The sequence below is a fragment of the Candidatus Methanoperedens sp. BLZ2 genome, from assembly GCF_002487355.1.
In the GTDB taxonomy this organism is placed as follows: domain Archaea; phylum Halobacteriota; class Methanosarcinia; order Methanosarcinales; family Methanoperedenaceae; genus Methanoperedens.
In genome coordinates this window covers 1-23,420 of sequence record NZ_NTMG01000070.1, presented here as the reverse complement: position 1 = coordinate 23,420, position 23,420 = coordinate 1, and the positions used below count along the sequence as shown (strand labels likewise).

21 protein-coding genes are annotated in these 23,420 nt (G+C 40.0%); 11 read left to right on the top strand and 10 right to left on the bottom strand.

Features of this window, described 5'->3' with window-relative positions:
• Positions 1-17: 17 nt before the first annotated feature.
• The 3 genes from ilvD to CL181_RS14755 all read right to left on the bottom strand — a co-directional run bounded on the left by ilvD (position 18) and on the right by CL181_RS14755 (position 3,314).
• Positions 18-1,682 (bottom strand): dihydroxy-acid dehydratase, encoded by a 1,665-nt coding sequence (ilvD, locus tag CL181_RS14765; protein ID WP_097300088.1) that lies wholly within the window; start codon positions 1,680-1,682, stop codon positions 18-20.
• Positions 1,683-1,900: 218 nt separating this feature from the next.
• A complete protein-coding gene (ftsZ, locus tag CL181_RS14760) occupies positions 1,901-3,055 on the bottom strand; it encodes a cell division protein FtsZ (RefSeq protein WP_097300087.1) in 1,155 nt (384 codons plus the stop codon).
• Between the two features lie 10 nt (positions 3,056-3,065).
• A complete protein-coding gene (locus CL181_RS14755) occupies positions 3,066-3,314 on the bottom strand; it encodes a type II toxin-antitoxin system ParD family antitoxin (RefSeq protein ID WP_097300086.1) in 249 nt (82 codons plus the stop codon).
• Positions 3,315-3,655: 341 nt separating this feature from the next.
• Between CL181_RS14755 and CL181_RS14750 the strand changes: the two genes are divergently transcribed.
• The 5 genes from CL181_RS14750 (at position 3,656) to thiC (ending at position 8,934) form a co-directional block, all read left to right on the top strand.
• Complete coding sequence (locus tag CL181_RS14750) at positions 3,656-4,486, top strand: Bro-N domain-containing protein (protein ID WP_097300085.1); 831 nt, start codon at positions 3,656-3,658, stop codon at positions 4,484-4,486.
• A gap of 458 nt (positions 4,487-4,944) precedes the next feature.
• Complete coding sequence (gene folP, locus CL181_RS14745) at positions 4,945-6,165, top strand: dihydropteroate synthase (protein ID WP_255251592.1); 1,221 nt, start codon at positions 4,945-4,947, stop codon at positions 6,163-6,165.
• 2 nt (positions 6,166-6,167) lie between these two features.
• Positions 6,168-6,794 carry a methylenetetrahydrofolate reductase C-terminal domain-containing protein gene (locus CL181_RS14740; protein ID WP_097300084.1) on the top strand — a complete coding sequence of 209 codons (627 nt, stop codon included), beginning with the start codon at positions 6,168-6,170 and terminating at the stop codon, positions 6,792-6,794.
• Positions 6,791-7,666 (top strand): methylenetetrahydrofolate reductase, encoded by an 876-nt coding sequence (locus CL181_RS14735; RefSeq protein ID WP_097300083.1) that lies wholly within the window; start codon positions 6,791-6,793, stop codon positions 7,664-7,666. Before CL181_RS14740 ends, CL181_RS14735 begins: the two co-directional genes overlap by 4 nt.
• Before the next feature lie 5 nt (positions 7,667-7,671).
• Positions 7,672-8,934, top strand: a complete 1,263-nt coding sequence (thiC, locus tag CL181_RS14730; protein WP_097300157.1) for a phosphomethylpyrimidine synthase ThiC — start codon at positions 7,672-7,674, stop codon at positions 8,932-8,934.
• Between the two features lie 5 nt (positions 8,935-8,939).
• Here the strand turns inward: thiC and CL181_RS14725 are convergent, their stop codons facing one another.
• A complete protein-coding gene (locus CL181_RS14725) occupies positions 8,940-9,953 on the bottom strand; it encodes a type II glyceraldehyde-3-phosphate dehydrogenase (protein ID WP_097300082.1) in 1,014 nt (337 codons plus the stop codon).
• 189 nt (positions 9,954-10,142) lie between these two features.
• On the opposite strand from CL181_RS14725, the gene CL181_RS14720 reads away from it, so the two are divergent.
• Positions 10,143-12,161, top strand: coding sequence for a hypothetical protein (locus CL181_RS14720; protein ID WP_097300081.1), 2,019 nt, complete (start codon positions 10,143-10,145; stop codon positions 12,159-12,161).
• 16 nt (positions 12,162-12,177) lie between these two features.
• Here CL181_RS14720 and CL181_RS14715 read toward each other — a convergent pair whose 3' ends face one another.
• Entirely contained in the window at positions 12,178-13,521 is a 1,344-nt protein-coding gene (locus CL181_RS14715; protein WP_097300080.1) for an AIR synthase-related protein, read from the bottom strand.
• A 49-nt stretch (positions 13,522-13,570) separates the two neighbouring features.
• On the bottom strand, positions 13,571-13,744 hold the full coding sequence (locus CL181_RS14710) for a CooT family nickel-binding protein (protein ID WP_097300079.1): 174 nt from the start codon (positions 13,742-13,744) through the stop codon (positions 13,571-13,573).
• A 75-nt stretch (positions 13,745-13,819) separates the two neighbouring features.
• On the opposite strand from CL181_RS14710, the gene CL181_RS14705 reads away from it, so the two are divergent.
• From CL181_RS14705 to hisG, 4 genes are all read left to right on the top strand, one after another.
• Positions 13,820-14,710, top strand: coding sequence for an acyltransferase (locus CL181_RS14705; RefSeq protein WP_097300078.1), 891 nt, complete (start codon positions 13,820-13,822; stop codon positions 14,708-14,710).
• A 115-nt stretch (positions 14,711-14,825) separates the two neighbouring features.
• Complete coding sequence (locus tag CL181_RS14700) at positions 14,826-17,294, top strand: CDC48 family AAA ATPase (RefSeq protein WP_097300077.1); 2,469 nt, start codon at positions 14,826-14,828, stop codon at positions 17,292-17,294.
• Positions 17,295-17,304: 10 nt separating this feature from the next.
• Positions 17,305-17,742, top strand: coding sequence for a hypothetical protein (locus tag CL181_RS14695; RefSeq protein ID WP_097300076.1), 438 nt, complete (start codon positions 17,305-17,307; stop codon positions 17,740-17,742).
• Positions 17,743-17,785: 43 nt separating this feature from the next.
• Positions 17,786-18,658: an ATP phosphoribosyltransferase gene (hisG, locus tag CL181_RS14690; protein WP_097300075.1), complete on the top strand. Its 873-nt coding sequence runs from the start codon at positions 17,786-17,788 to the stop codon at positions 18,656-18,658.
• 30 nt (positions 18,659-18,688) lie between these two features.
• On the opposite strand, the gene CL181_RS14685 is transcribed toward hisG, so the two are convergent.
• The 4 genes from CL181_RS14685 to CL181_RS14670 all read right to left on the bottom strand — a co-directional run bounded on the left by CL181_RS14685 (position 18,689) and on the right by CL181_RS14670 (position 22,251).
• Positions 18,689-19,879 carry a flavodoxin domain-containing protein gene (locus tag CL181_RS14685; RefSeq protein ID WP_097300074.1) on the bottom strand — a complete coding sequence of 397 codons (1,191 nt, stop codon included), beginning with the start codon at positions 19,877-19,879 and terminating at the stop codon, positions 18,689-18,691.
• 158 nt (positions 19,880-20,037) lie between these two features.
• Positions 20,038-21,105: a branched-chain amino acid aminotransferase gene (locus tag CL181_RS14680; RefSeq protein WP_097300073.1), complete on the bottom strand. Its 1,068-nt coding sequence runs from the start codon at positions 21,103-21,105 to the stop codon at positions 20,038-20,040.
• 23 nt (positions 21,106-21,128) lie between these two features.
• The gene (locus tag CL181_RS14675) at positions 21,129-21,854 is read right to left on the bottom strand and encodes a bifunctional 2-polyprenyl-6-hydroxyphenol methylase/3-demethylubiquinol 3-O-methyltransferase UbiG (RefSeq protein WP_097300072.1); all 726 of its coding nucleotides are present in this window, start codon (positions 21,852-21,854) and stop codon (positions 21,129-21,131) included.
• 40 nt (positions 21,855-21,894) lie between these two features.
• Positions 21,895-22,251, bottom strand: a complete 357-nt coding sequence (locus CL181_RS14670; protein WP_176505246.1) for a helix-turn-helix transcriptional regulator — start codon at positions 22,249-22,251, stop codon at positions 21,895-21,897.
• Between the two features lie 109 nt (positions 22,252-22,360).
• Here CL181_RS14670 and CL181_RS14665 point away from each other — a divergent pair, with 109 nt between their 5' ends.
• Positions 22,361-22,828 carry a hypothetical protein gene (locus tag CL181_RS14665; protein ID WP_097300070.1) on the top strand — a complete coding sequence of 156 codons (468 nt, stop codon included), beginning with the start codon at positions 22,361-22,363 and terminating at the stop codon, positions 22,826-22,828.
• Positions 22,829-23,420: the final 592 nt, after the last annotated feature.

Sequence of the window (23,420 nt, the reverse complement as noted above, 5' to 3'; positions counted from 1 at the left end):
ATCTTTTGATTTTACTGCTACTCTATCACAGCGCCTTTATCCGCCGACCCTACCATTTTCTGATAGCGTGCAAGATAGCCTTTTGTGACTTTTGGCGCGGGTGGTTTCCATGATCTTTGCCTTTTCTCAAACTCTTCTTTTGAGATCTTAAGGTTCAACATACGCCCTGGTATGTCTATTTCGATAGTATCTCCTTCCCGGACATGTGCTATCGGGCCAGCAACCGCTGCTTCGGGTGATACATGACCGATACAGGGTCCCCGCGTTCCGCCCGAGAATCGGCCATCCGTGATGAGAGCCACGGACTCAATAAGTCCCATACCGGCTATTGCTGCTGTCGGGGAAAGCATCTCGCGCATTCCCGGACCGCCTTTTGGTCCCTCGTACCTGATCACAAGACAATCACCTGATTTGATCTTCTTTGCCATTATGGCTGCCATTGCCTGTTCTTCACTGTCAAAAACACGGGCGGGTCCGGAATGTTTTAACATTTTCTGGCTGACTGCGGTCTGTTTTATTACAGAGCCATCGGGAGCAAGGCTTCCCCGCAATACGGCTATCCCGCCTTCTGCATGGACAGGAGAATCAAGGCTTGCAATGATCTCCTTATTTGCGCGCGGATTTATGATAACATATTCTTTCAGGTTTTCATCGAGATTTTTTCCTGTAACTGTCAATGCATCCAGATAAAGTTTTGATCGCAGGCGCTCCTGTATTGCAGGAACTCCTCCCGCGCGTTCAAAGTCGATAAGGAACTTATTACCTCCGGGCCGCAGATTGATAAGGTGAGGTGTCTCCTTGCTGATTTCATCGAATCTCGAAAGCGGGAGGGTAAGGCCGTATTCAAGAGCTATTGCAGGTAAATGCAGCGCAGTATTTGTGCTTCCCCCGATTGCCATATCAATGCGTATTGCATTGTCAAGTGCTCCTTCTGTTACTATGGATCGTGCTGTTATTCCTTTTTTAACAAGTTCAAGAATCTTCATGCCTGAATGCTTTGCGATCCTTGTTTTTTTTGCATCCACCGCATGCGCTGTCCCGCATCCGGGAAGACTCAGGCCAAGCGCCTCAGTCACACAGGCCATTGTATTGGCAGTGAAAAGCCCTGCGCATGAACCTGCTCCGCAGCAGGAACAGTCCTCAAGGATCTTTAATTCCTGGTCTGATATCTTATTATTCTGGCGCGCTCCAACGGCTTCGAACAGTGATATTACATCGCGGGGTTCATCACCAACGATACCTGGCATCATAGGCCCGCCTGTTACAACTATAGTGGGTATATCAAGACGCCCGGCAGCCATAAGATGTCCGGGAACGATCTTATCGCATGTTGGTATCATGACCATCCCGTCGAACTGGTGCGCTTCCACCATCATTTCGATGCTGTCAGCTATTATTTCCCTGCTGGGGAGTGAGTTCTTCATACCCGTATGCCCCATTGCTATGCCGTCGCATACTCCGATTGTGTTAAATTCAAATGGAACCCCGCCCGCCATTCGGATTCCGGCTTTTACCGCCTCTGCAAGCTTATCAAGATGAATATGACCGGGTATAACTTCATTCCAGGAATTCACAACCCCGATAAAAGGCAAAGACATTTCTTCATCTGTCAGCCCAACTGCTTTTAGTAAAGACCTGTGGGGGGCACGCTCAAGTCCTTTTTTGATATTGTCGCTTCTCATGATACCCGTTTGTAGATGAGTTCAAATATTTTAAATATACCGCTGGCAAAACATCGCCAAAAAAAGAAATCCGACAAGGATATTGCCGGATTTATGCCTCTGTTACCCTCTTGTCTAAATTGCAGGATACGCCGTGCTCGCACGCACGTATCTCTTCCCAGGCGGCAGTGATAATGCGCACAACACAATTTTCATTTGAGTGCTTGCATTTCATGTTATCACAGGATCTGATCTATTATTGAGCCCCTGTTCCTGCTATTGTTCCTTGTAGATGCTACAGCCACTTTGATCTTCTCTTCGACCGAAGAAGCGCTGTTTCTCATTGGCATGCTGTCTCCCTTGGGTCCCATGATCTGGGCTGAGTGGATACCGGTCATGATCGCCATGCAGCGTACCTTGCCTTCATACTCCTTCTTTACTCTTGCGCCCCAGATAACGTTTGCATGGGAGTCAAGTTCATAAGTAAGGGATGAAGCGATCTGTTCCGCCTCGTGGAGTGACATATCAGTTCCGCCGGTTATGTGGAGCAGGCAGCCTGTTGCGCCCTTTGTATCCACATCAAGCAGCGGGTGATTCAAGGCAGCTCTTACTACTTCCTTTGCCTTATCCTGTCCCTTTGCCTCACCGACAAGCATTACTGCAAGTCCTCCGCCCTTCATTATAGCCCTGACATCTGCGTAGTCAAGGTTTATCAATGATGGCTGGGTGATGGTTTCTGTAATACCTTTCACGGTCTCTGATATCAACTGGTCCATTACTGAAAATGCCTGGTCTATTGGCAGGTTCGGGACATAATCAAGCAGCCTGTTATTATCAAGGACTATTACGGTGTCTGCTGCTTTTCTTAGTTCATCCAGACCTTCCTCAGCCTTGAACATCCTTGAGCGCTCTACCTTGAACGGGCTTGTGACCATTCCAATTACAATTGCGCCCTGGTCTTTTGCTACCTGTGCAACTACCGGTGCAACGCCTGTTCCTGTTCCTCCACCCATTCCTGCTGTGACGAATACGAGGTTTGCATCCTTAAGTACATCCTCAAGTGTTCCTCTTGCAAGTTCCGCGGCTCTTCTTCCGACTTCCGGGAACCCGCCTGCACCCAATCCCCTTGTTATTGATTTGCCGATCAGGATCTTTTTATCTGCCTGGATTATATCCAGGTGGATCTTATCTGTGTTTATTGCGATAGTATCTGCGCCTGCAACGCCGATATTATAAAGACGATTTACTGTATTATTACCGCCCCCACCGCATCCGACTACTACGATCTTTGGTGTTCCAAATTCATCCATTTCCTCAGACGAGCCGCATGCTGCCTGCTTGAAATTTGTTTCCTTTTCCTTGAATTTTAATGCGTCCTGTACAAATGATTCCATATTCATCCCCTCAGATGATTTTTTTGTATTCCTTCTCTTGTTGTTCTTTTAAGAGCAAGAATGACTCTGCATTCTTTGACTGCTCTTTTGCTTTATCGAACAATTGCATCCTGCCAACCAATTTTTCACTTCTCTGATCGATTAGATCTCTTATAGCCGTCCTGATTGCTTCGCTGGCGGACGGAAATTCACCAAACTCAACTAACATGTCGATCATTTTTAATTGCTGTTCCGGGAGCCTTAGTGTTACTCTTTGCATTTTTTTGGTTACTCCCTGTGGGAGGTTTGACGAACCCTGAGATTTTCCATAATTTTAGACGAGTTCATCAAAACGCATACAAGTGTACGCCTTTTGTACGCCACTTGTATGACATTTGTCTGACACATTGTCTGACGCAAAGATATATAAAAGTATCGATATGACAATGTCATAATTATCATACAATGATGATCTTATTTCGAGTTCAAATGATATATACGCAAACTGAGGATTTTGAGGTAATTTTGAATATTTCACTTTCACTGCGCTCTCCCAACCCTTTTAAATACTGATGACATCTTAATTATACAGGGACTACCTCCTTAAAAGGAGAAATAAATATGGATTCTAGAGACGCGCTGGTTGTTTTTGAGGGAACAGAAATAAGAAGAATATGGCACGATGATCAGTGGTATTTCTCAGTTGTGGATATCATCAAGATCTTAACCGATAGCCCTACTCCTCGTCAGTATTGGGGCAAAATCAAAGATCGTGAGTTCACTCAGCTTGAACTGTCCCCAATTTGGGTACAGTTGAAACTGCCAGCAGAAGATGGAAAACTCAGGTTTACAGATTGTGTTAACACTAAGAATGCATTCAGGCTCATCCAGTCCATTCCTTCAAAAAAGGCTGAGCCGTTCAAACAGTGGCTTGCGAAAGTCGGCTATGAGCGTGTACAGGAGATTGAGGATCCTGAATTAGCGCAAGGCAGGATGAAACAACTGTATGAACAAAAAGGGTATTCTAAGGAATGGATCGAGAAACGAGTGAGAGGCATAGCAATACGCCAGGAATTGACTGACGAATGGAAGGGAAGAGGTATAGACCAGAATTTGGAATATGCAATACTCACCAATGAAATATCAAAAGCCACATTTGGAAAGACCATTGAGGAATATAAATATCACAAGAACATTAAGAAAGAGAACCTGAGGGACCACATGAACGATCTTGAGCTTATTTTCACAATGCTTGGAGAAAAAGTAACAACAGAGATCACGAGAAGCAAAAATGCAGAGAATTTCCCAGAATGCAAAACCGCAGCAAAAGAAGGCGGCAAAGTTGCAGGGAATGCAAGACGTGATGCTGAAAAGAAGATCGGGAAGCCGATATTATCTAAAGAAAATTATCTCATTGAACCTGAAAAAGAGAAAAGAAAGCGGTTACAATAATGCATGGCCAGAATTGAAAAAATAGTTAGCTTTGTGGTTAAAAAAATTACGCCTAGGGCATGCCAAATTTTGTTCTCCCACATCTCTGGCACGTCGATACATGTGTAAACATATTATAGTTCCATATAAGATTATGGTCACCATGCTCGAATGGAGGTGGGATGGGACCCCTTAGCGGAGTTCCACAATAAGGGCAATTAATTGCATATTCGGGGCATGAACTTTGGCAGTTCGGATTAGGGCAACATCTTCTCATATTCTACAATATCATCAGTATTGGTGTATATATATTTATGTTTCTCTATTATGCTCATGGCTTTAGTCAAAATATTGCTACCAAATAGCATCATCATGTTTAATCTGCATAAATGAATATCTATTTTGTGTGTTTTGAATTTTTTAAAAATAAATACATAAAGGTTACATTTTTATAACTGTAAAAAGTATTAGGTTAAAACGTGATAGAAAAAACCATTGCAGGATTGAAAGTAGGGGATGATCAACCTGTAAGGATAATGGGAGTAATAAACCTCAGTAAAGAGTCTTTTTATAAGAATTCCGTGGTTTCAGCCGTTCATGTCCGTGATGCTGCCCTCAAAATGATAAATGAAGGTGCGGATCTTATCGACGTTGGCGCACGTTCAACATGGCCTCTTGCTGCCAGAATATCAAAAGATGAAGAACGCTCCCGCCTGATACCTGCTGTTCGTGCCCTTGCGGATATTCCTGTACCCATTTCAGTTGACACGATGTTTTCAGACCTTGCAGAAGAAGCGCTTGTTGCCGGTGCAAAAATAATAAACGATGTGAGCGGCTTCACAAATGATGAAAAAATGATGGAGGTGGCTGGAAAATACTCCTGCCCTGTGATTTTAATGGCAAGCAATAATATTCCGGGTGACCCTGTGGGAATGGATGCGATAATGGAGTCACTGGAAAGAATAATTGAACGGGCGCAAAATTGTGGAATTTCACCGGATTCGATTATCATCGACCCGGCTGTTGGAAAATGGACTCCTGAAAAACTCCCGATATATGATTATGAAACAATTGATAATATCGAAAGACTCAGGATTTTTAAAAAACCAATATTGGCAGCAATATCCAGAAAATCCTTCATTGGAGATGTATTGAATAAACCTGCAACAGAGAGGCTTTATGGAAGCCTTGCAGCAACTGCAATTGCAGTAAGGAACGGGGCGCACATAATTCGAACCCATGATGTAGCGCCAACTGTAGATGCAGTCAGGGTTGCCCGGGCTGCAAGAGCAAGGATTCCCGCAGCCAGGTCAGGAAGTATTGAAGCTGAATTACTTGAAATTAAAAATATCAACGATTGCCAGAAAGCGATGTTATCGATAGGTGCGACCTCAACCGGAAGTCATGTAATGAAGAAAAAGACCTTGATCCTGAACATTCTGATCAATAATATAAGCACGACCGAAGCATTAATAATCAAGCAGGAGATGCTTGCCAGAGGCGGGGATGCAGCCCTTCCGCGCGAAGCTGTTTCTCATGAAACCCAGACGGTGAGCCTCATCATTTCAGGAACCCAGCTCCAGGTTGAACGTCTTATAAATAAAATACGCCACCAGGTAAGAGAGCTTCCCACAATTGCAGATATGCTGACAGAATTGATGAATAAGAATAACGATACTGTTTTTAGATACTCAAGATAAAAATGATAATTTCAAGGCAAAAAGAATTCAATGACATCCTGCAAATGCTCAGTGAAAAAAATATTTTCATAATCGGCTGCGGTAAATGCGCGAAAAAACAGCGCGTTGGCGGGGAACCTGAAGTGCAGGATATGAAAAAAAAACTTGAAGCTTCAGGAAAAAATATTACCGGATGGACGGTTTTAAGTTCTGCTTGCAGTATCGCTTCATGGAATGATGTATTGTCACAGAATCCGGGTATTAATAAATCTGATGCACTTTTAGTAATGTCATGCGGGGGAGGCGTTTCTGTGATCTCAGGATTTGCGGGGTTGCAGGTTTATCCTGCTCTTGATACCGGATCCCTTGGAGGAGTATGTTGTAATGAAGTGGTAACAGAACAATGCGGCATGTGCGGAGATTGCACTATATGGCTATACGGTGGGATATGTCCTGTTATCCAATGCGCGAAAAGTCTATTAAATGGACCATGCGGCGGCGCAGTTGAGGGAAAATGTGAGGTGGATGAACGCTTATGCGCCTGGGATAAGATATTTGAAAGATTAAAAAAGCTCGGGAAACTTGAAAATATTGAAAATATCCATGAGCCAAAAGACCACATGAAAAAAACCAGGGTGAAAAAAACGTGAGCTTCATTTCAAAATTACGATCGGGAAAATTCATAATCACAGCAGAGATCAGCCCTCCGAAAGGGACAGATACATCACGGATGTTAGGGGATGCTGCGTTACTAAAAGGTATAGCTGATGCTGTAAATGTGACTGATAACCAGAGGGCTGCTATGAGAATGAGTCCTATTGCAGCATGCAGTATCCTCCAGGAAAAAGGCCTTGAAACCATTATGCATATCACTTGCAGGGACAGGAACAGGCTTGCGCTCCAGTCTGAACTTATCGGGGCCTTTGCTCTTGGAATAAGAAATGTGCTCGTGATGTCAGGAGACCATCCTTCAAAAGGCGACCATGAAGGAGCTAAACCTGTTTATGATCTTGACTCTGTGCAGCTTCTTGGAATGATACAGGAACTTAACAGGGGAGTTGATCTTTCAGGAAATAAACTGGATGGAAAGACGGATTTTTGCATGGGTGCCGTGACAAATACCGAATTGAATGAAGCAGGACTTTTAAAACTTAAGAAAAAAATAAAGATAGCAAGCTTTCTGCAAACACAGGCTGTATTTGATGTAAAAAGATTTTCCGAATTTATTGAAAAAAAAAGTGAAATTGAATTGAAACAATCAAAACAAATAAAAATAATTGCCGGGATAATACCTTTAAGATCAGAAAGAAGCGCGCTTTTTCTCAACAAGGTTCCCGGCATAAGAGTTCCTGATGATATGATCAAACAGATAAAAGATGCAAAATATCCTGAAGTTGAAGGCATGAGAATTACCTCTGATATAATAAAAGAATTAAGAACATTGTGCGACGGCGTGCATATTATGCCGGTCGGAAACCACGAACATACGAAAAAGTTGCTCGAAATGGCGGGTTTAATATGAAGAATATGAAGACTCAGATTGAACATGCAAGGGATGGAATAGCAACACAACAAATGGAAGCGGTCGCAAGGACTGAAAATATCAATATCGATACCCTTATTTCGCGTATTTCAAATGGAAGTATCGTAATAATGACCAGAGGGAATAATAGAGGGAATAATAAAAACAAAAAAGGGAATATATCCGTTGGCATTGGTAAAGGCCTGTCAACAAAAGTCAATGTGAATTTAGGCACATCTACCTTAAAAATCGATCCGGCTGAAGAGATTAAAAAAGCACGCATTGCCCAGATGTATGGCACTGACACGATAACTGATCTTTCCATGGGCGGGAATATTTCCCATATTCGAAAGTCGGTAATGGAGAATACAACTCTTCCCATAACAACTGTCCCGATTTACCAGGCAGCGGCAGAAAAAGGTCTTGGGAACATTAATTGTGATGATTTCATCAGGAACTTAAAACAGCAGGCTGGTGAAGGTATCAGTTCTTTTGTGCTTCACTGTATCGATAGAAAGACACTCGGCATAATGAAAAAAGAAAAACGCATAATGGGTGTTGTATCAAAAGGCGGATCGATAACAAGCGCCTACATGATGCTTAATGATTGTGAAAACCCTTTTGTTTCGAATTTTGAGGAGGTCCTGGAGATCCTCAGGCAACATGATATTGTGCTCTCACTTGGCAATACCATGCGAAGCGGATGCATTCACGATAAAAGGGATAAAGCACAGATCGCAGAGATCAAACAGAATGTAAAACTTGCAAAAATTGCAAATGATGCAGGTATCCAGGTAATAATAGAAGGAATGGGCGGGCATGTCAGTGCTGACATGATAGCCGAGTATGTCAGGTTCCATAAAAAACAATCTGATCATCCTCTCTTTGTTGCAGGGCCGCTTCCTACTGATGTTGCTGTCGGGTATGATCATATTGCAGGAAGCATTGGAGCAAGCCTGGCAAGCGGTGCTGGTGCTGATTACCTCTGTTATATAACTCCATCCGAGCACCTTGGTCTTCCATGCCCGGAACAGGTTCGGGAAGGTCTCATTGCTTTTAAGATAGCAGCACATATTGGCGACTCCATCAAATACGGGCCTGATGAAAGGGACAGGAGCCTTGCTAAAAAACGGGCAAATCTGGACTGGGAAGGACAGATGAAATATGCTATTGACAGCGGCAGGGCAAGAGAATTATCCCCAAAAGAGGGACCATGTACCATGTGCGGGGATTTTTGTGCGATAAAAATAATGAGGGAGTTCAGATAGTAATCTTAAATCCCAAGGGATTTATTTGTTTTCTTTATAGATTTTTCGCCATCCGTTTCAATTTTCATCATTGCACGAATAGCATCTATATTTTCAGGCACAGTAACACATTCTTGATGAATTGCCTGGAAGAAATATGCTTCATCGTCGTAGATACTGATTGAATCTTTCCAAATATTATTCTCCCACATGTCATTTCGTGGTCTTCCCAAGTCTCTTCCTAACTCAAAAATCTGGGCTGTAGATTTAATTCCTGACTTCCCATTTATCAATCTCATTCTGGATGAATTATTCAAAACATCGATTATATCATTTACTGAACATTTATTATTCAATTTCAGGTTTACTGCATGGACGTGCATTAACGTTGTCGGCACTTTTAAAGCTACAGTTGCAATATTTATATGCGGTAATATTGTTTGTACATCAGGCCCATGATGTGAAGGCATTTCTATATCTGGCACGATGGCATTTATTGGCCCTGTTTTTATATCATTGGGATCAGCAGCTCTACGAATTAATGTAACTCTTGCTTTCTCAACTTCAAAGGCTTTATCCAATAAATAAAGAACCCGTGTCAAACCAGTAGTATTACATGAAACTACCCTTGTAAACTCTCTTCCAAGTGCCTCATCATAATTAGCGAACGCATTAAATGAAAAATCTGCAATTTCATGATCTTCTCCACCCTGCCATATAGCTTTTATTCCAGCTTTTTCATACAAAGGTTTATTTTTTTCTCCAATGCCATCAGGAGTGCAATCCACAACAATATCCGCTTCATTGATCATCTCGCCCAACCCGCCACTTACTTCGAGAGATGTTTCATTTGATTTCTTTTTCTGTTCGGTTTCGGATAGATATATTTTATAACCCTTATTGGAAGCAATTTGGGCTTGAAAATCCAAACGTGTTTTCCCTATTCCAATTAATTCCATGTCATCCTGTAAACTTACAGCGTCAGCTACACGTTTTCCAACCGTGCCATAACCATTAACTGCAACTTTTGCTTTCTTCATTTATGCTTTTCTCCTTGACCTCTGTTAGGTTTAATAATATTAAATCTTTTCAGTAATTAATTGGTTTTCCTATAGTTTTATGAAAATCATTGTTGTTAAATCTTTTTAATCCAATTAAAATTAAAAGATAAGATTAATATTTAACTTAAACATCAAACATTGCAAAGACGGACGATTAAGGAAAAGAAAATGGGAATAGATTTATCTACAAATAAGAAAGGGTTGTTGTGTGTCGTTAGTGGAATTGTCTTATTTTTTAACGATATAAATTTAGAACATTTTTTACTCGAACCACTTTCGGTATCATTTGTAAATGTAAAATTGTTCGAAAAACTGGGAATAGCATTAACCGTTTCAGGATTAGTGATTATTTTTGATAAGTTGCCTTATGTTTCATTATGGAAAAAAATTATTGAGGTGTCAGAACAAATAAAAGATGGATTTAGTGTTATCAAAAGTGCAAATGATATAGGTATTAATGATATTTTTGTGCGACATGTCAATAACATTCAAACTAAACGCTTTGAAGATAAACGCTTTGAAGATAAGATTATCAAGGAAATTAAAAGAGAATGTTCACGTAAAAATAATGATGGGGAAATTCTTATTTCTTGTGTTGCAGCAATGGATTTTTTTTCCAAGAACGGCCCAATGATTGGAGAAACGATATTTTCATTATTTGGAAATTTGAAAAATAAATGTAAATTAAAGGTTCTTATATTATCTCCTGACTCAGAAGGAGCGAAACTTAGAGAAAAACTAGAACCACAACATCCACTTATTCATAATATTAAGAGTTCAATAGAAAATCTAAAAAATTTAAGAATTTTATTTAATTGGAACGAAATTCTAGACAGGGATTATAGCAGACTCAAAAACCTTTTAGAACAGTCCCTGAAATATAAATTAAATATACAAAATATTAAAGTGGAAAACGATAAGCGTATAAAATTAGATAATAATTCTGATTTAACATTTTTTGGAACAAACTTAATAAAATTAGTAATCAATACAGAAAATTTTGACTTAAATGCAGAAAATGAAAATGGGATAATAAATGCGACCAATCCGAATGTTGAATTTAGATTATATGACTTTCTTCCGCCGGTATTTCTTATCATTACTCATGATTTTGCATTTATTGAAACATATCCAATGTATAAAGTTGAAAATCAAGGTGAATCGATTGGCGGACGATGTCCAATGTTAATGGTGCGAAATAAAACCAACAAAGGGGAGACGGAAACATATAGAAGATGGAAAAAACATTTTTATTATATTTGGGAAAATATGTCCCATAATTTAAATGAAAAAAAAGAAAAACTTCTGATGAATTCTGTAGAATTGTTTTGTTGGGATGATATTATAAGAAAAAATAATTTAAAACTCTTAGACTTTCTGAAACAGAACTATGGTGAAGGTTTGGCAAAAAAAGCTGAAATTGAAATGAAGAACGACAATAAGACTATAAGAATAACTACTGGGAAAAATATTATTTTATTAAATCTTAAAGATGAAAATAGTCGAGTAGAGCTATTAATTGATGACGGTATAAATGATGAATTAATGGTAAGGACTGAGAATGGTCGCCGAAATATATACCAATCCTATGTATATCCTGCTAACATTCGAAATGTTATTGAATCAATACAAAATAATGTATGTTCAAATTGTTATAGAACCCCAACAATTCACTTTTCAAAAGGATTTGAAACTCATGATCTATATAAAACCATTTTAGAACTATCTCAACATAGATTATGGATTTTTGGGAGAAAAAATAGAAAATTATTCGATAGAGAAAATTATCCTTTCATAGACAAGATTCTTGAAAAAAAATCACGTCAACAGTTTGATTGGAGAGTTCTATTCATATCACCAAATGCACCAAAAAACATTATCGATAAAGCACATATTAATAAAAATTTTAAGGAAGAATTAATATTATGTATTAATGTGGCGAAAGAATATTTTGAAGAACGAGGAAGGAAAAATAATATAAAGTTTAATGATATATGTAAATGTTATTCTAAAGAAAGATGTAATGCTATGATTATTATTGATGATGCAGTTATTTTTTCAAGAATAAAAAAGGATGAAAATGGAGTAACAAAAAAATTAACTAATGAATCCTTTGAAATCGTTTCAACAGATTCCACAATTGGAAAAAATCTTGTAAGTCGATTCGAGGAAACTTGGATAAATTAAATATGAACTATCATATTCAATTCTTATAGCTTGATATTTTATCCCTTATCTGCTCTATCACACGTTCTCTTTTTTCAATAGACATCTTCGCAGCATAATTAATTTGGCTTTTCATATAATCAAAGTCCTCAGGCGTATTTTCACCAATTACTTTTTTTATGGGAGTATACGCAGATTCTCTAAACCGTGGTGTCAAGTCATGAACATCATCATTAATAATAATTTCCACTCCTTTGCCTTCCTCAACTCTTCCAACGATATCAATTTCTACATCCTGCTTTCTAATGCATTCTATAATTTCATTGGCATACTCCGGTCTTGCGATGATTAAAAGTGCATCCAAAGAAACACCAAGATAATCAATTTCAAGTTTTTCGAGCATCTCCAGTACTCGATCATTGACAAGTCGGCGCAATTTATTATCATCAAAGACAAGTTTCACTCCGGCAATTTTTGATATTTCACTTGCGTCTCCGCGTATTCCACCATTGGTAATATCGGTCATTGCGTGAATTTTTGATATCAAATTAGAATTGATTAAGGATCTGCATGCATCGAAGAACTTAACATTAAGAGTTTCGTTTACCACTTCATGCATTCCATTATAAAGAGCCGTTGTCGAAATTGTAGCACCTCCTGATCCTTCCGTCATTAAAATGACATCTCCTTCTTGCGCAAACTTGCGAGGAGTCAAATTTGCCGCGACCCCCAATGCGCCAACACATCCGCTCATTCTTGTACCAATTACAACATCTCCTCCTATACGAAGTGTACTACCAGTAATCAACGGCACACCTGTTAACTTTGATATCGCTGTAATTCCAGCAATGTGATCGAAAATCTTGGCGACATCCCCATCATCTGCAACATGGATATCTGAAAATAGAGCAATCGGATGCGAACCCATAACATAAATATCTCGAAGGGCTGCTCGTGCGTCATGAAAACCAGCTAAAAACGGAAAGTCACTGAGTCTTGAGTGCATTCCATCGACTGTCATAAGTATATATTTTCCATCATCCAATTTCATGACTCCTGCATCATCTAAATGAGATGAATCGATAACTGCGTTAGTTTTTCCAATTATTTCAGCAATCTGCTCATGAACGTGAAAATCACCTTTTCCACGAGATCCCACTCCAAATTCACCCATGCAGACACCAGATAGAGTTGAAGTCAACACATCACCTTCCACATTGAGAGTAGTTTTTGCTTCAATTAAAATGGCTTCAGCAATTTGTTTAGCTTTTACTCTTGATATAGTTTTAATTTCGAGGATTCTATCAACAAGTTTATTCTTGGTATCAATTTCATTCTCACCTTTTTTTAAAAACTCTTTTGCATACCCTTCTAAATCCATAAAAACATCCGTTTGCTCCAATTATTTTAAATATTACTAGCTGTATTTTTTAACATTCTATTATAGCTTCCTGTTTTGTCAGATTGACATCCTTGATCCTGCCACGAACGGTCTTACTCTCCCCAAGCAGGCTCTGGAGTATGATATTTTCCTTTTCCTGTGTGATTCGCACCACATCTTCCATGATCGTTTTTCCTTTGAGGATTACTTTTAGTTCACACATAGATGTTAAATCGGTCTATTTGATATTAATATTTATCATACCCTGCAACTATACAGAGTGTAGAGGCTCTGGCTTTTGGCTGAACAGAAAGGACTCATAATACCCGATCATACTGTCATGGAAGAGCACTCTATCGTTGTCCAGGGAGATATTCTTGTGGGAAATTATGCAGAATTGGGCTATGGCCTGATCGCTAACCTGATTGTCGCTGGTGAGCACGTCAAGATCAATGGAAATATCATTTCCAGGGATGACGTCCGCATCGATATGTGGTCAGAAATACAGGGGGAAGTCAGGACAAAGTCTGATGCATATCTGGGAGAATTTGTCAAAATATCAGGAAAACTCTTTGCGACAGGAAATCTTGATGTTGGGAATAATGTAAAGATCGATGGTGGGTACGATGTAAAAGGATGGCTGGTAGTACGCCAGCCTCTTCCCGTTGTAATGTTCATTTTCTTTTATTTGATGGCGCTGCTGCAACTTGGCAGTGAAGAAGAAGTGGAAAAAGCGCTCGAAGAGCTTTTCTCGGATAATACCCCGGAGAATAAAATATTGTCAATCCCGAACAGGGCAAAAATTGACCTTAATACAATAAGGGCCAACACACGCGCAATAGTCGGAAGCCATTGCCGCCTGCTCGGTAATTTCAGATCAAGATCAATGTCTATGGGAAACCATGATACATTGTTCGGAAGCATCCGCACTTCGGGCGATATCAGTATAGGTAAAGGCTGTACAATCCATGGGAATCTTATTTCAACAAAAGGAAAAGTCAGGATAGGACGAAACAGCCGTATCCTGGGTAAAATAACTGCGGATACTATTCAACTTCATGAAACCTCAAAAACTGAGGGGGCACTGGCAGCGTTAAACGGTGTTACGATAGAACAGGATGATCTGGAAGGCTTTGGTGAGATGGAGACAAAGTTGTTCTATGGATTTTTGATGCTTGATGATGTTTGATTTGACCGGAGTGCGGCTCTCAAGACTAAATGAAGTGAAAATCAATTCATAAAAATGACATGCTGATGATATGAATTTAAATATTATCACGACAAAAATATAATCTGGAATAAACATGAACGATAGAATAATGCTGAGGGTTGCCGAAGCCCATCACAGGGACGTAGGCAGGGATATTGCGCGAATAGATCGGGATATCATGGAACAAATAGGTATCTTAAGCGGGGATGTGGTAATGGTGGTCGGTAAAGAAAAAGCGTGTGTTATCGCAGCACCCGGATATCCTGAGGACCAGGGGATGGATCTGATAAGGATAGATGGGAGTATAAGAGCAAATGCCCGCGTGGGAATAGATGATAAAATATATCTCCAGAAATCAACCCCGCAGGTGGCAAAAAGAGTGGTCCTTGCCCCGACCGAGCAAATACGCCTCGTTGGGGGTCCACAATATCTGATCCGGCTTCTTGAAGGACGGCCCGTCACAAAAGGACAGCGCCTGCGCGTAGAAACAGTAAGCAATCCTTTATCATTCATTGTCATATCAACACAGCCCCAGAGCCCTGTTATCGTGTCAAGGACAACAAGCCTTGTTGTAAAAGAAGAGGTCATAGAAGATATCGAAGTGCGACAAACCCATCTCACCTATGAAGATATCGGGGGCCTGCGGCGTGAGATCGGTCTTATCAGGGAAATGATAGAACTTCCGCTCCGGCACCCTGAACTCTTCGAAAAACTCGGTATCGAGCCGCCAAAAGGTGTTATGCTTCACGGTCCACCAGGCACAGGGAAGACAATGATCGCAAAAGCTGTAGCAAATGAGACCGATGCGAATTTTGTTTCGATAAGCGGTCCTGAGATAATGAGTAAATTCTATGGTGAATCCGAGAAGCACATCCGTGAGATCTTCGAAGAAGCAGAAAAGAGCGCTCCTACAATCATTTTCATAGATGAAATTGACAGTATCGCACCTAAGAGAGAAGAAGTCACAGGTGAAGTGGAAAGACGTGTTGTTGCGCAGCTTCTGTCTTTGATGGACGGCCTGAAAAAACGAGGCCAGGTAATTGTAATTGCAGCAACGAACAGGCCAAATGCCGTGGATGCTGCCCTTCGGCGCGGGGGGCGTTTTGACCGCGAGATAGAAATCGGTATCCCTGACAGGCTTGGACGCTTTGATGTACTCCAGATACACACAAGGGGTATGCCTCTTGCTGAGGATATGTCAGAAGAAAAAGGCTTACGCGAGATCGCAGATATGACGCATGGTTTTGTGGGCGCTGATCTCTCTTCGCTTTGCAAGGAAGCTGCCATGCATGCTATCCGGAATATTCTTCCCCGGATCAACATTGAAGAAGAGATCCCGGCTGAAATAATGGAAAAAATTTGTGTGACAAAAGAAGATTTCCAGAATGCACTCCAGAATATCGAGCCGTCCGCACTTCGTGAAGTATTCATCGAAGTTCCAGCTGTGCGGTGGACAGAGATCGGGGGCCTGGAATCGGTCAAACAGGAGCTCATCGAGGCAGTTGAATGGCCCCTGAAATATCCCGAAGCTTTTGAAGCTATACACATAAAACCTCCTAAAGGCGTTTTGCTTTATGGGCCTCCCGGAACTGGAAAAACACTGCTTGCAAAAGCTATTGCTACTGAAAGTGAGGCAAATTTCATAAGTATCAAGGGGCCTGAACTCCTTAGTAAGTATGTGGGGGAATCTGAGAAAGCAATAAGAGAAACATTCAGGAAAGCAAGACAAGCTGCACCCACGATTATTTTCTTCGATGAGATCGATTCGATAGTCCCTGCACGTATAAGTGGATTTGACTCAGGCGTTACGGAAAGAGTGGTAAGTCAGTTCCTAACTGAAATAGATGGGTTAGAAGAATTAAAAAATGTTGTTATTATAGCTGCAACTAACCGCCCGGAAATGGTAGATCCTGCACTGCTTCGGCCAGGGCGGTTTGACAGACTTATATATATAAGGCCTCCTGACTTGAAAGACAAAGAAAAGATCTTCAAGATTCATCTTACTGATATGCCATTATCCCCTGATGTCAATATAAGAAAACTTCTACGAAGATATTTATTTTGTTGGGATAACATTCCTGGAAGCGATAACGAGAAACTTATAGAATTTCTCAGTGAAAAATATGGGATTGAATGGAAAAAAATAACCATTGAAAAAATTGATGAAAATAAAACAATAAGAGTATTTGATGAGAATAATTCTATTTCGCTAACTCTTGACGATGAAAAATCGAAAGTGACTGTTATAATCGATAATGATAGAATTGGTGAACTCATTACACAAAAGGAAAACGGTATGCTAAGCATATATACAGAGAAGTTAGAAAACTATGTAGGAGCTGATATTGAAGCAGTATGCCGCCATGCTGCAATACTTGCCCTCCGGGAGGTTATTAAACCTGGGATGGATAGAGAAAATGTTAGGAAAGAAGCTGAGAAGATACAGATAAGAATGGAACATTTTGAGAAAGCTTTTACTATGGTAAGACCCACACAATGGGATCAAAAAGAATATGAGACGATGGCTGACATCACAAAAGCTATCAACAAGAACACGAAATGAAGATATAAACATGAAAAAAATAAATGATTTCGAGGAATTCATTGAAAAATTGGAAGAAACATTGAATGATATCATGGATGATATGAATATTCCGGATAAAAAACCGGTAAACATCTCCATATCTGTTAACATTATACCGGTAATGGCTGCAAATCCGGGAGATATTTTTATAACGAGAAAAGACAAAACGCCAGTGGATGTACTTGAAACTGAAAAAAACATATATGTTTTAATAGGACTTGCGGAAATTGAACCAAAAGACATTATGTTAACATGTTCGGGAAAAACTCTTGGAATTTATGCAAATAATCCGCAAAATTTAGTGAATGAAATGGTAGAATTGCCTGCAAGGATCAATAAAACCGGAATCAAAACCACATACAAGAACGGAATTCTTGAGGTCATATTCAATAAGACCAAACTTGTTAAGAGAAGCAGGAATAGTTAGCAAAGCTTTTAATCCGTGAATCCATTTAGGAATCCGAATTATTATGTTAGACCTCGCTCTCCCCAAGGGAAGTCTTGAAGAACAGACTCTCCTTTTATTCAAACAAGCAGACCTTGAGATCAGAAAAACCGATCGTGAGTACAATCCAACAGTAAAAGACCCACGAATAAGGAAAGTCAAGATACTGCGGCCCCAGGAAATCCCAAAATATGTTGAAGAGGGTTATTTTGACCTGGGTATCTCCGGAAAGGACTGGGTCATGGAATCCGATTCTGATATTGTGGAAGTCGCAGATATGTTCTATAGCAAGATGGGTGAAGGTATTGTCAAAATCGTGATCGCAGTTCCGAATGAGAAGGACATCAAGAGCGCAAAGGACATTAAACCTGGAAGCAGGGTTTCGACTGAATACCCGAACCTCACGAAGAAATTTTTTGATAAGCTTGGAATACCGGTGGATCTTCGTTATTCCTATGGCGCGACTGAAGCAAAAGTCCCTGAACTTGTGGATGTAATCGTGGATTTGACCGAAACAGGATCGACCCTGCGGAAAAATGGGTTAAAGATCGTGGATATCATTCTTGAATCAAATACAAAACTCATCGCCAATAAGAAATCAATGAAAGACCCTGTGAAACGAAAAGAGATCGAAGAGATAAGGATCCTTTTGCAGGCAGTACTTGAAGCGCGCGGCAAAGTTTTCATAGTAATGAATGTCCCTGAAGACAAACTTGATGCTGTAGTAAGCGGTCTACCAGCAATGAAAAGGCCAACGGTCTCAAAACTCTATAAATCTGATTATTATGCGGTTGAAACCGTGGTAAGTAAGAGTGAGATCAATATCCTGATACCAAGGCTCAAGGCACTTGGAGCAGAGGATATACTTGAAATAGATATTACGAAGATCGTTCATTAACGTTAAACGTTAATGTCCGGTAATATAGAATTATGCAGCTTTCATTTTTTGTGCGAACTGCCTTCCGAATTCCACGCATTTATCAAGTTCCTCTTTTGAGGGCTGCCATTTGAATTTTATACCTTCCTGGAGGACCTTTATCTTTGCCTTTTCGAGCGTTTCCTCAATATGCTTGACATTTTCACCGCTCCATCCATATGATCCGAAAGCTGCGCCAACTTTATTCTTGAACTTCAATCCCTTAAGGTCTTCAAGTATTGGCTTTATAGTTGGCAAAAGACCACTATTCAATGCCGGTGAACCGATAATGATGCCTTTTGTCTTAAAAACCTCTGTAAGTACATCGTTCCTGTCGCATACTGCCATATTAAAAAATTTATATTTCACGCCTTCTTTTTCAAGTCCCTGCGCGATGGCTTCCCCCATTTTTTCCGTGGCTTTCCACATTGTATCATATATGATCACAACCGAGCCGTCATTTTTTCCCTGTGCCCATTCATAATATTTATTTACTATCTGAAGGGGGTCTTTCCTCCAGATTATTCCGTGGCTGGGCGCAATAATATCCACCGGAATGTTCAATTTCTTGAATTCATCTATTTTCCTGATGACAAGATCACTAAAAGGCGTGAGGATATTTGCATAGAATTTAATTGCTTCCTGGTACACCTCTATCTCATCGACTTCATCATTGAAACGGGAAGAGGATGCAAAATGCATGCCGAAAGCATCGTTTGGCATCAGTATATTTTTACCTGTAAGATATGTGAACATGCTGTCCGGCCAGTGAAGCATTGGCGCAGCTACGAAAACAAGGCTGTTTTTCCCGAGGCTTATGCTATCACCGGTCTTTACGACCTTGAAATTCCAGTCTTCATGATAATGCTTTGGAATACTCTCTCTTCCTTTTTCCGAAACGACTACAGTAGCATTCGGGATAAGCTTCATCAATTCAGGAAGCCCCCCTGAATGGTCAACCTCGGCATGGTTTGCGATCACGTAATCGATCTTCTTTACATCGATGATCTTTTCAATGTTCTTTATCATCTCTTGCGAATAAGGGCCCCAGACCGTGTCAACGAGAGCGATTTTTTCATCAATTATAAGGTATGCATTATAGGTCGTTCCACGGTGTGTCGAATATTCGTGGCCGTGAAACTGTTTGATATTCCAGTCAACAACTCCAACCCAGTAAACGCCTTCTTTTAATTCCACTGTCATATATTTCACTCCGGTTTTTTTATAATAGATTGCTATATTAGCATTTTAGAGTTTATTCTATTAAATACTATCTTATGTCCCAATTCTTCAACTTCAGCTATTTTATAAGTTGATTGTTAATCCAGTTCAGCAAACTCAATACGTCACCCGCAGTGTTTTCATGTGATCCAGTGACGCCAGCCGAAATCATTATCATTCTCTTTATCCCCGTAATGGATGCTGGTTATATCATCATATAACTTCCGCGCTAATGCGCCGGTTTTTCCACCGTTTATGGATATAAGAATATCGTTATGCCGGATCGTGCCGACAGGCGAGATAACAGCGGCTGTTCCTGTCCCGAAAACCTCTTTCAACCTGCCCTCCTTTGATGCTGACAGTATTTCATCTATTGATATTCTTCTCTCTTGCACGCGAACCCCTGATTCTCTTGCTAAATGTATCACTGTATTTCGTGTAACTCCTTCAAGTATGCAGCTTTCCAGGGAAGGGGTGACCAGTTCATCATCCATGAAGAAAAATACGTTCATGGCTCCGCTTTCCTCAATATATTTTTTCTCGATACCGTCAAGCCATAAAACCTGCGAGAATCCATTGTGTTTTGCCTCTTCGGCAGGCAGCAGGCTTGCAGCGTAGTTTGCAGGTGTTTTGGCAGCGCCCAGCCCGCCTTTAGCTGCACGGACATACTTACCTGATGTTACCAGCCTGATGGGATTAAAACCCTCTGCATAATAAGCTCCGACAGGCGAGGTTATGATCATAAACCTGTAGGTTTTTGATATTTTAACGCCGAGGAAATTGTCTGTGGCAAATATAAATGGACGTATGTACAGTGAGTTGCCCTTTTTTCCACTGACCCATTTCCGGTCAAGTTTCAGGAGTTCTGTTAATCCTTCAATAAATGCTCCATATTCGATCTCAGGGATACATAGCCTATGGCATGACTTATTCAGCCGCTCATGATATTTCTCCGGGCGGAATACATGTATCCCTTTTTTCGTGTTAAACGCCTTTAAGCCTTCAAAGACTACCTGTCCGTAATGCAGTGAACATAACGAAGGAAATATCCCGATCTTGCCATAAGGGATAATTTGCGGTGATGCCCACTCATTATTCTTGTATTCCATACTGAACATGTGATCTGAAAAAACTTCCCCAAATCCAAGATTCTCAAAATCTGTTTCACCAACTCTACTGTGCTGTGTTTTTATAACCTGTATATCCATTCTTCCACCCTTTTTGATTTTTTTTATTTACCTGCAATTATAGTTATAATGCCTTTATTATTTTCACATAACTCTATCTTAAAACCGGATTCCGGAAGTTCCCTTTTTACCCATTCCAGCGGAATGCGAAGCTTCCTGTAACTGCTAACATCCAGCTTCCATAGCACCTGGTTTTTTGTATATATCATGTCACTTACTATTACATGTTCTTTTTCATATTCAAGGATGCAGGTAAATATAGTTTCTGAATCACTTTTTACCGGAATAAATCTTTCTTTGCCTTTTAGCTCGAAAACAAGGTCCCTGAAAGTGAGAACGAATTTCCCACCTGTCTTGAGAGAACGATAAACACCTGCAAACAGGCTTTTAACATTTTCAAAAGAATCAAGATGCGTCAATGTATCGCCCATACATACGCATAAACCTACGCTTTCAGGACAATGTGCAGTAAAGTTCAATAAATCATCTTTTATCGGAGTAATATCAAGGCTTCCACTGTGGCATTTTAATTCATCCAGCAGTGCCTGGCACAGGTCAATAGCAATAACGCTATAACCTATTTTTGCCAGGGCTATTGAAGCAAAGCCGGACCCGGCGCCAAGGTCTATTGCTATCTTTGAATCTCCCGGTACGAGCTTATGGACAATAAAGAACTGGCGGTTTGCCTCCACTATATTATTAAAATCCCCGAACAGCCAAGAATAATACTTTGCCAGATGATCCTCGTAATGTTCCTCTACAGTTACCATGAATTTCCGCCTGAATCATTGAATAAAGAAATCATTCAATTTACATCATATTCTCTTTGATATATTTTATAATTTTAAGTCCTCTTTCATCAAGTTTGTAATATTTATGTTTGGAACGATAATACGAATCTATTATTTTACTTCTTTTGAGTATTCCCAGATTATGTGATATAAGATTCTGTTTTTCATCCAGCTGGTATATTATTTCACATACGCAGTGGTCCCTGTTAAGAAGCATCATCACAATTTTAAGCCTCAAAGGAGAACCCAGGAGTTTTAATAGTGTACTTGCTTCTTTGAAATTTGTTCCATCCAAAAAATCCTTTTCTTCTTTGAGTTCTTTTTCCCAATCACTCCTGATAGCACAATCAGCCGGGCAGCACCTGCGTATTTGCATGGGCAGGGTGAAAGTCGTTCTCGGATAAATATTTTCCTTAATTTCGAGACCGTTACATATAGAATCGTTCACTTCAAATAGCATGTAGTTAAAAATTTAAGGGGACAAAATGATTATTAAATTAAGAATGTTAATGTTATTGGGATTATTGATAAGTGGATTTGTTTTTATTAGCGGCTGTGTGCAGGAAAAAGCTTTGACAGTATCGAATGATACTCCAGCTGTGCAACCAACAATACTTACGAAGAAAAACCCTGTTGTAGAAATAACAACATACATAGAGAAGACCCCAATTGTGCAACCAACAACATCTACGGATATATATTGCGTTAGCAATGAAACTGGTAAAAAGATGAGTCTTTCAGAAGCCAGGGAAATAGCTAAAAATAGTGTTATAGGTGATCAAGGAACGCTAAAAGACACTTATTCATGTAATGAAAGCACAAGCATCTGGTGGATTGATATGAAGCCGACAATTGAACAATACGCATGTAACCCTGCGTATGTTGTTAACATAAATACTAAAGAAGTAGAAATAAACTGGAGATGTACGGAGGCAGTAATACGGTGGCCATAATGAGAATTACTCCTGTAAGAGATATAAATTCATATAAATAATAGAATTATCATCTTGAAGTATCCTCCTTAAAAAAGTGTTGCACATTTACATGGCTATGTTGGCACGTATTAGAGCTTGTCTGAATATTTATTCTGGACAGGATTTACAGGATGGACAGGATTAATTACCATCCTGTAAATCCTGTAAATCCGGTCCAAAAATGCATCTGAATACTCACTCATAACCAATTATGTGCATCGAATCGGTGTAAATTTCTTTTGCGTGAACGAAAGGGCGGTAGTAGTTTTTCGCATTCTTTAAATGCTTGATAATAATTAAAATTATATAATAATTACCTATTGTATGATACATTGATTGCTATTGAATCTGAAGAAATGAAACCGCAGATGAACGCAGATGAACGCAGATTTGCTGCATCGTATACGAGTTATTTTGACTCTTAAACTTAAAGATATATCATACTGAATTCGAGACTTATTATCTTCTGGTTTGAAAAACCACAGAGGGCACGGAGTACACAGAGAAAAATATCACGACTGTCGAGTAGAGCCCATAGCCCACCTTTTATTGAGGTAATAGCCCCAGGGTT

Coding starts and splice junctions, on each gene's coding strand:
- ilvD (WP_097300088.1), bottom strand. CDS start 1,682: ATGAGAAGCGACAATATCAAAAAAGGACTTGAGCGTGCCCCCCACAGG.
- ftsZ (WP_097300087.1), bottom strand. CDS start 3,055: ATGGAATCATTTGTACAGGACGCATTAAAATTCAAGGAAAAGGAAACA.
- CL181_RS14755 (WP_097300086.1), bottom strand. CDS start 3,314: ATGCAAAGAGTAACACTAAGGCTCCCGGAACAGCAATTAAAAATGATC.
- CL181_RS14750 (WP_097300085.1), top strand. CDS start 3,656: ATGGATTCTAGAGACGCGCTGGTTGTTTTTGAGGGAACAGAAATAAGA.
- CL181_RS14740 (WP_097300084.1), top strand. CDS start 6,168: ATGATAATTTCAAGGCAAAAAGAATTCAATGACATCCTGCAAATGCTC.
- thiC (WP_097300157.1), top strand. CDS start 7,672: ATGAAGACTCAGATTGAACATGCAAGGGATGGAATAGCAACACAACAA.
- CL181_RS14725 (WP_097300082.1), bottom strand. CDS start 9,953: ATGAAGAAAGCAAAAGTTGCAGTTAATGGTTATGGCACGGTTGGAAAA.
- CL181_RS14720 (WP_097300081.1), top strand. CDS start 10,143: ATGGGAATAGATTTATCTACAAATAAGAAAGGGTTGTTGTGTGTCGTT.
- CL181_RS14715 (WP_097300080.1), bottom strand. CDS start 13,521: ATGGATTTAGAAGGGTATGCAAAAGAGTTTTTAAAAAAAGGTGAGAAT.
- CL181_RS14710 (WP_097300079.1), bottom strand. CDS start 13,744: ATGTGTGAACTAAAAGTAATCCTCAAAGGAAAAACGATCATGGAAGAT.
- CL181_RS14700 (WP_097300077.1), top strand. CDS start 14,826: ATGAACGATAGAATAATGCTGAGGGTTGCCGAAGCCCATCACAGGGAC.
- CL181_RS14695 (WP_097300076.1), top strand. CDS start 17,305: ATGAAAAAAATAAATGATTTCGAGGAATTCATTGAAAAATTGGAAGAA.
- hisG (WP_097300075.1), top strand. CDS start 17,786: ATGTTAGACCTCGCTCTCCCCAAGGGAAGTCTTGAAGAACAGACTCTC.
- CL181_RS14685 (WP_097300074.1), bottom strand. CDS start 19,879: ATGACAGTGGAATTAAAAGAAGGCGTTTACTGGGTTGGAGTTGTTGAC.
- CL181_RS14680 (WP_097300073.1), bottom strand. CDS start 21,105: ATGGATATACAGGTTATAAAAACACAGCACAGTAGAGTTGGTGAAACA.
- CL181_RS14675 (WP_097300072.1), bottom strand. CDS start 21,854: ATGGTAACTGTAGAGGAACATTACGAGGATCATCTGGCAAAGTATTAT.
- CL181_RS14670 (WP_176505246.1), bottom strand. CDS start 22,251: ATGCAAATACGCAGGTGCTGCCCGGCTGATTGTGCTATCAGGAGTGAT.
- CL181_RS14665 (WP_097300070.1), top strand. CDS start 22,361: ATGATTATTAAATTAAGAATGTTAATGTTATTGGGATTATTGATAAGT.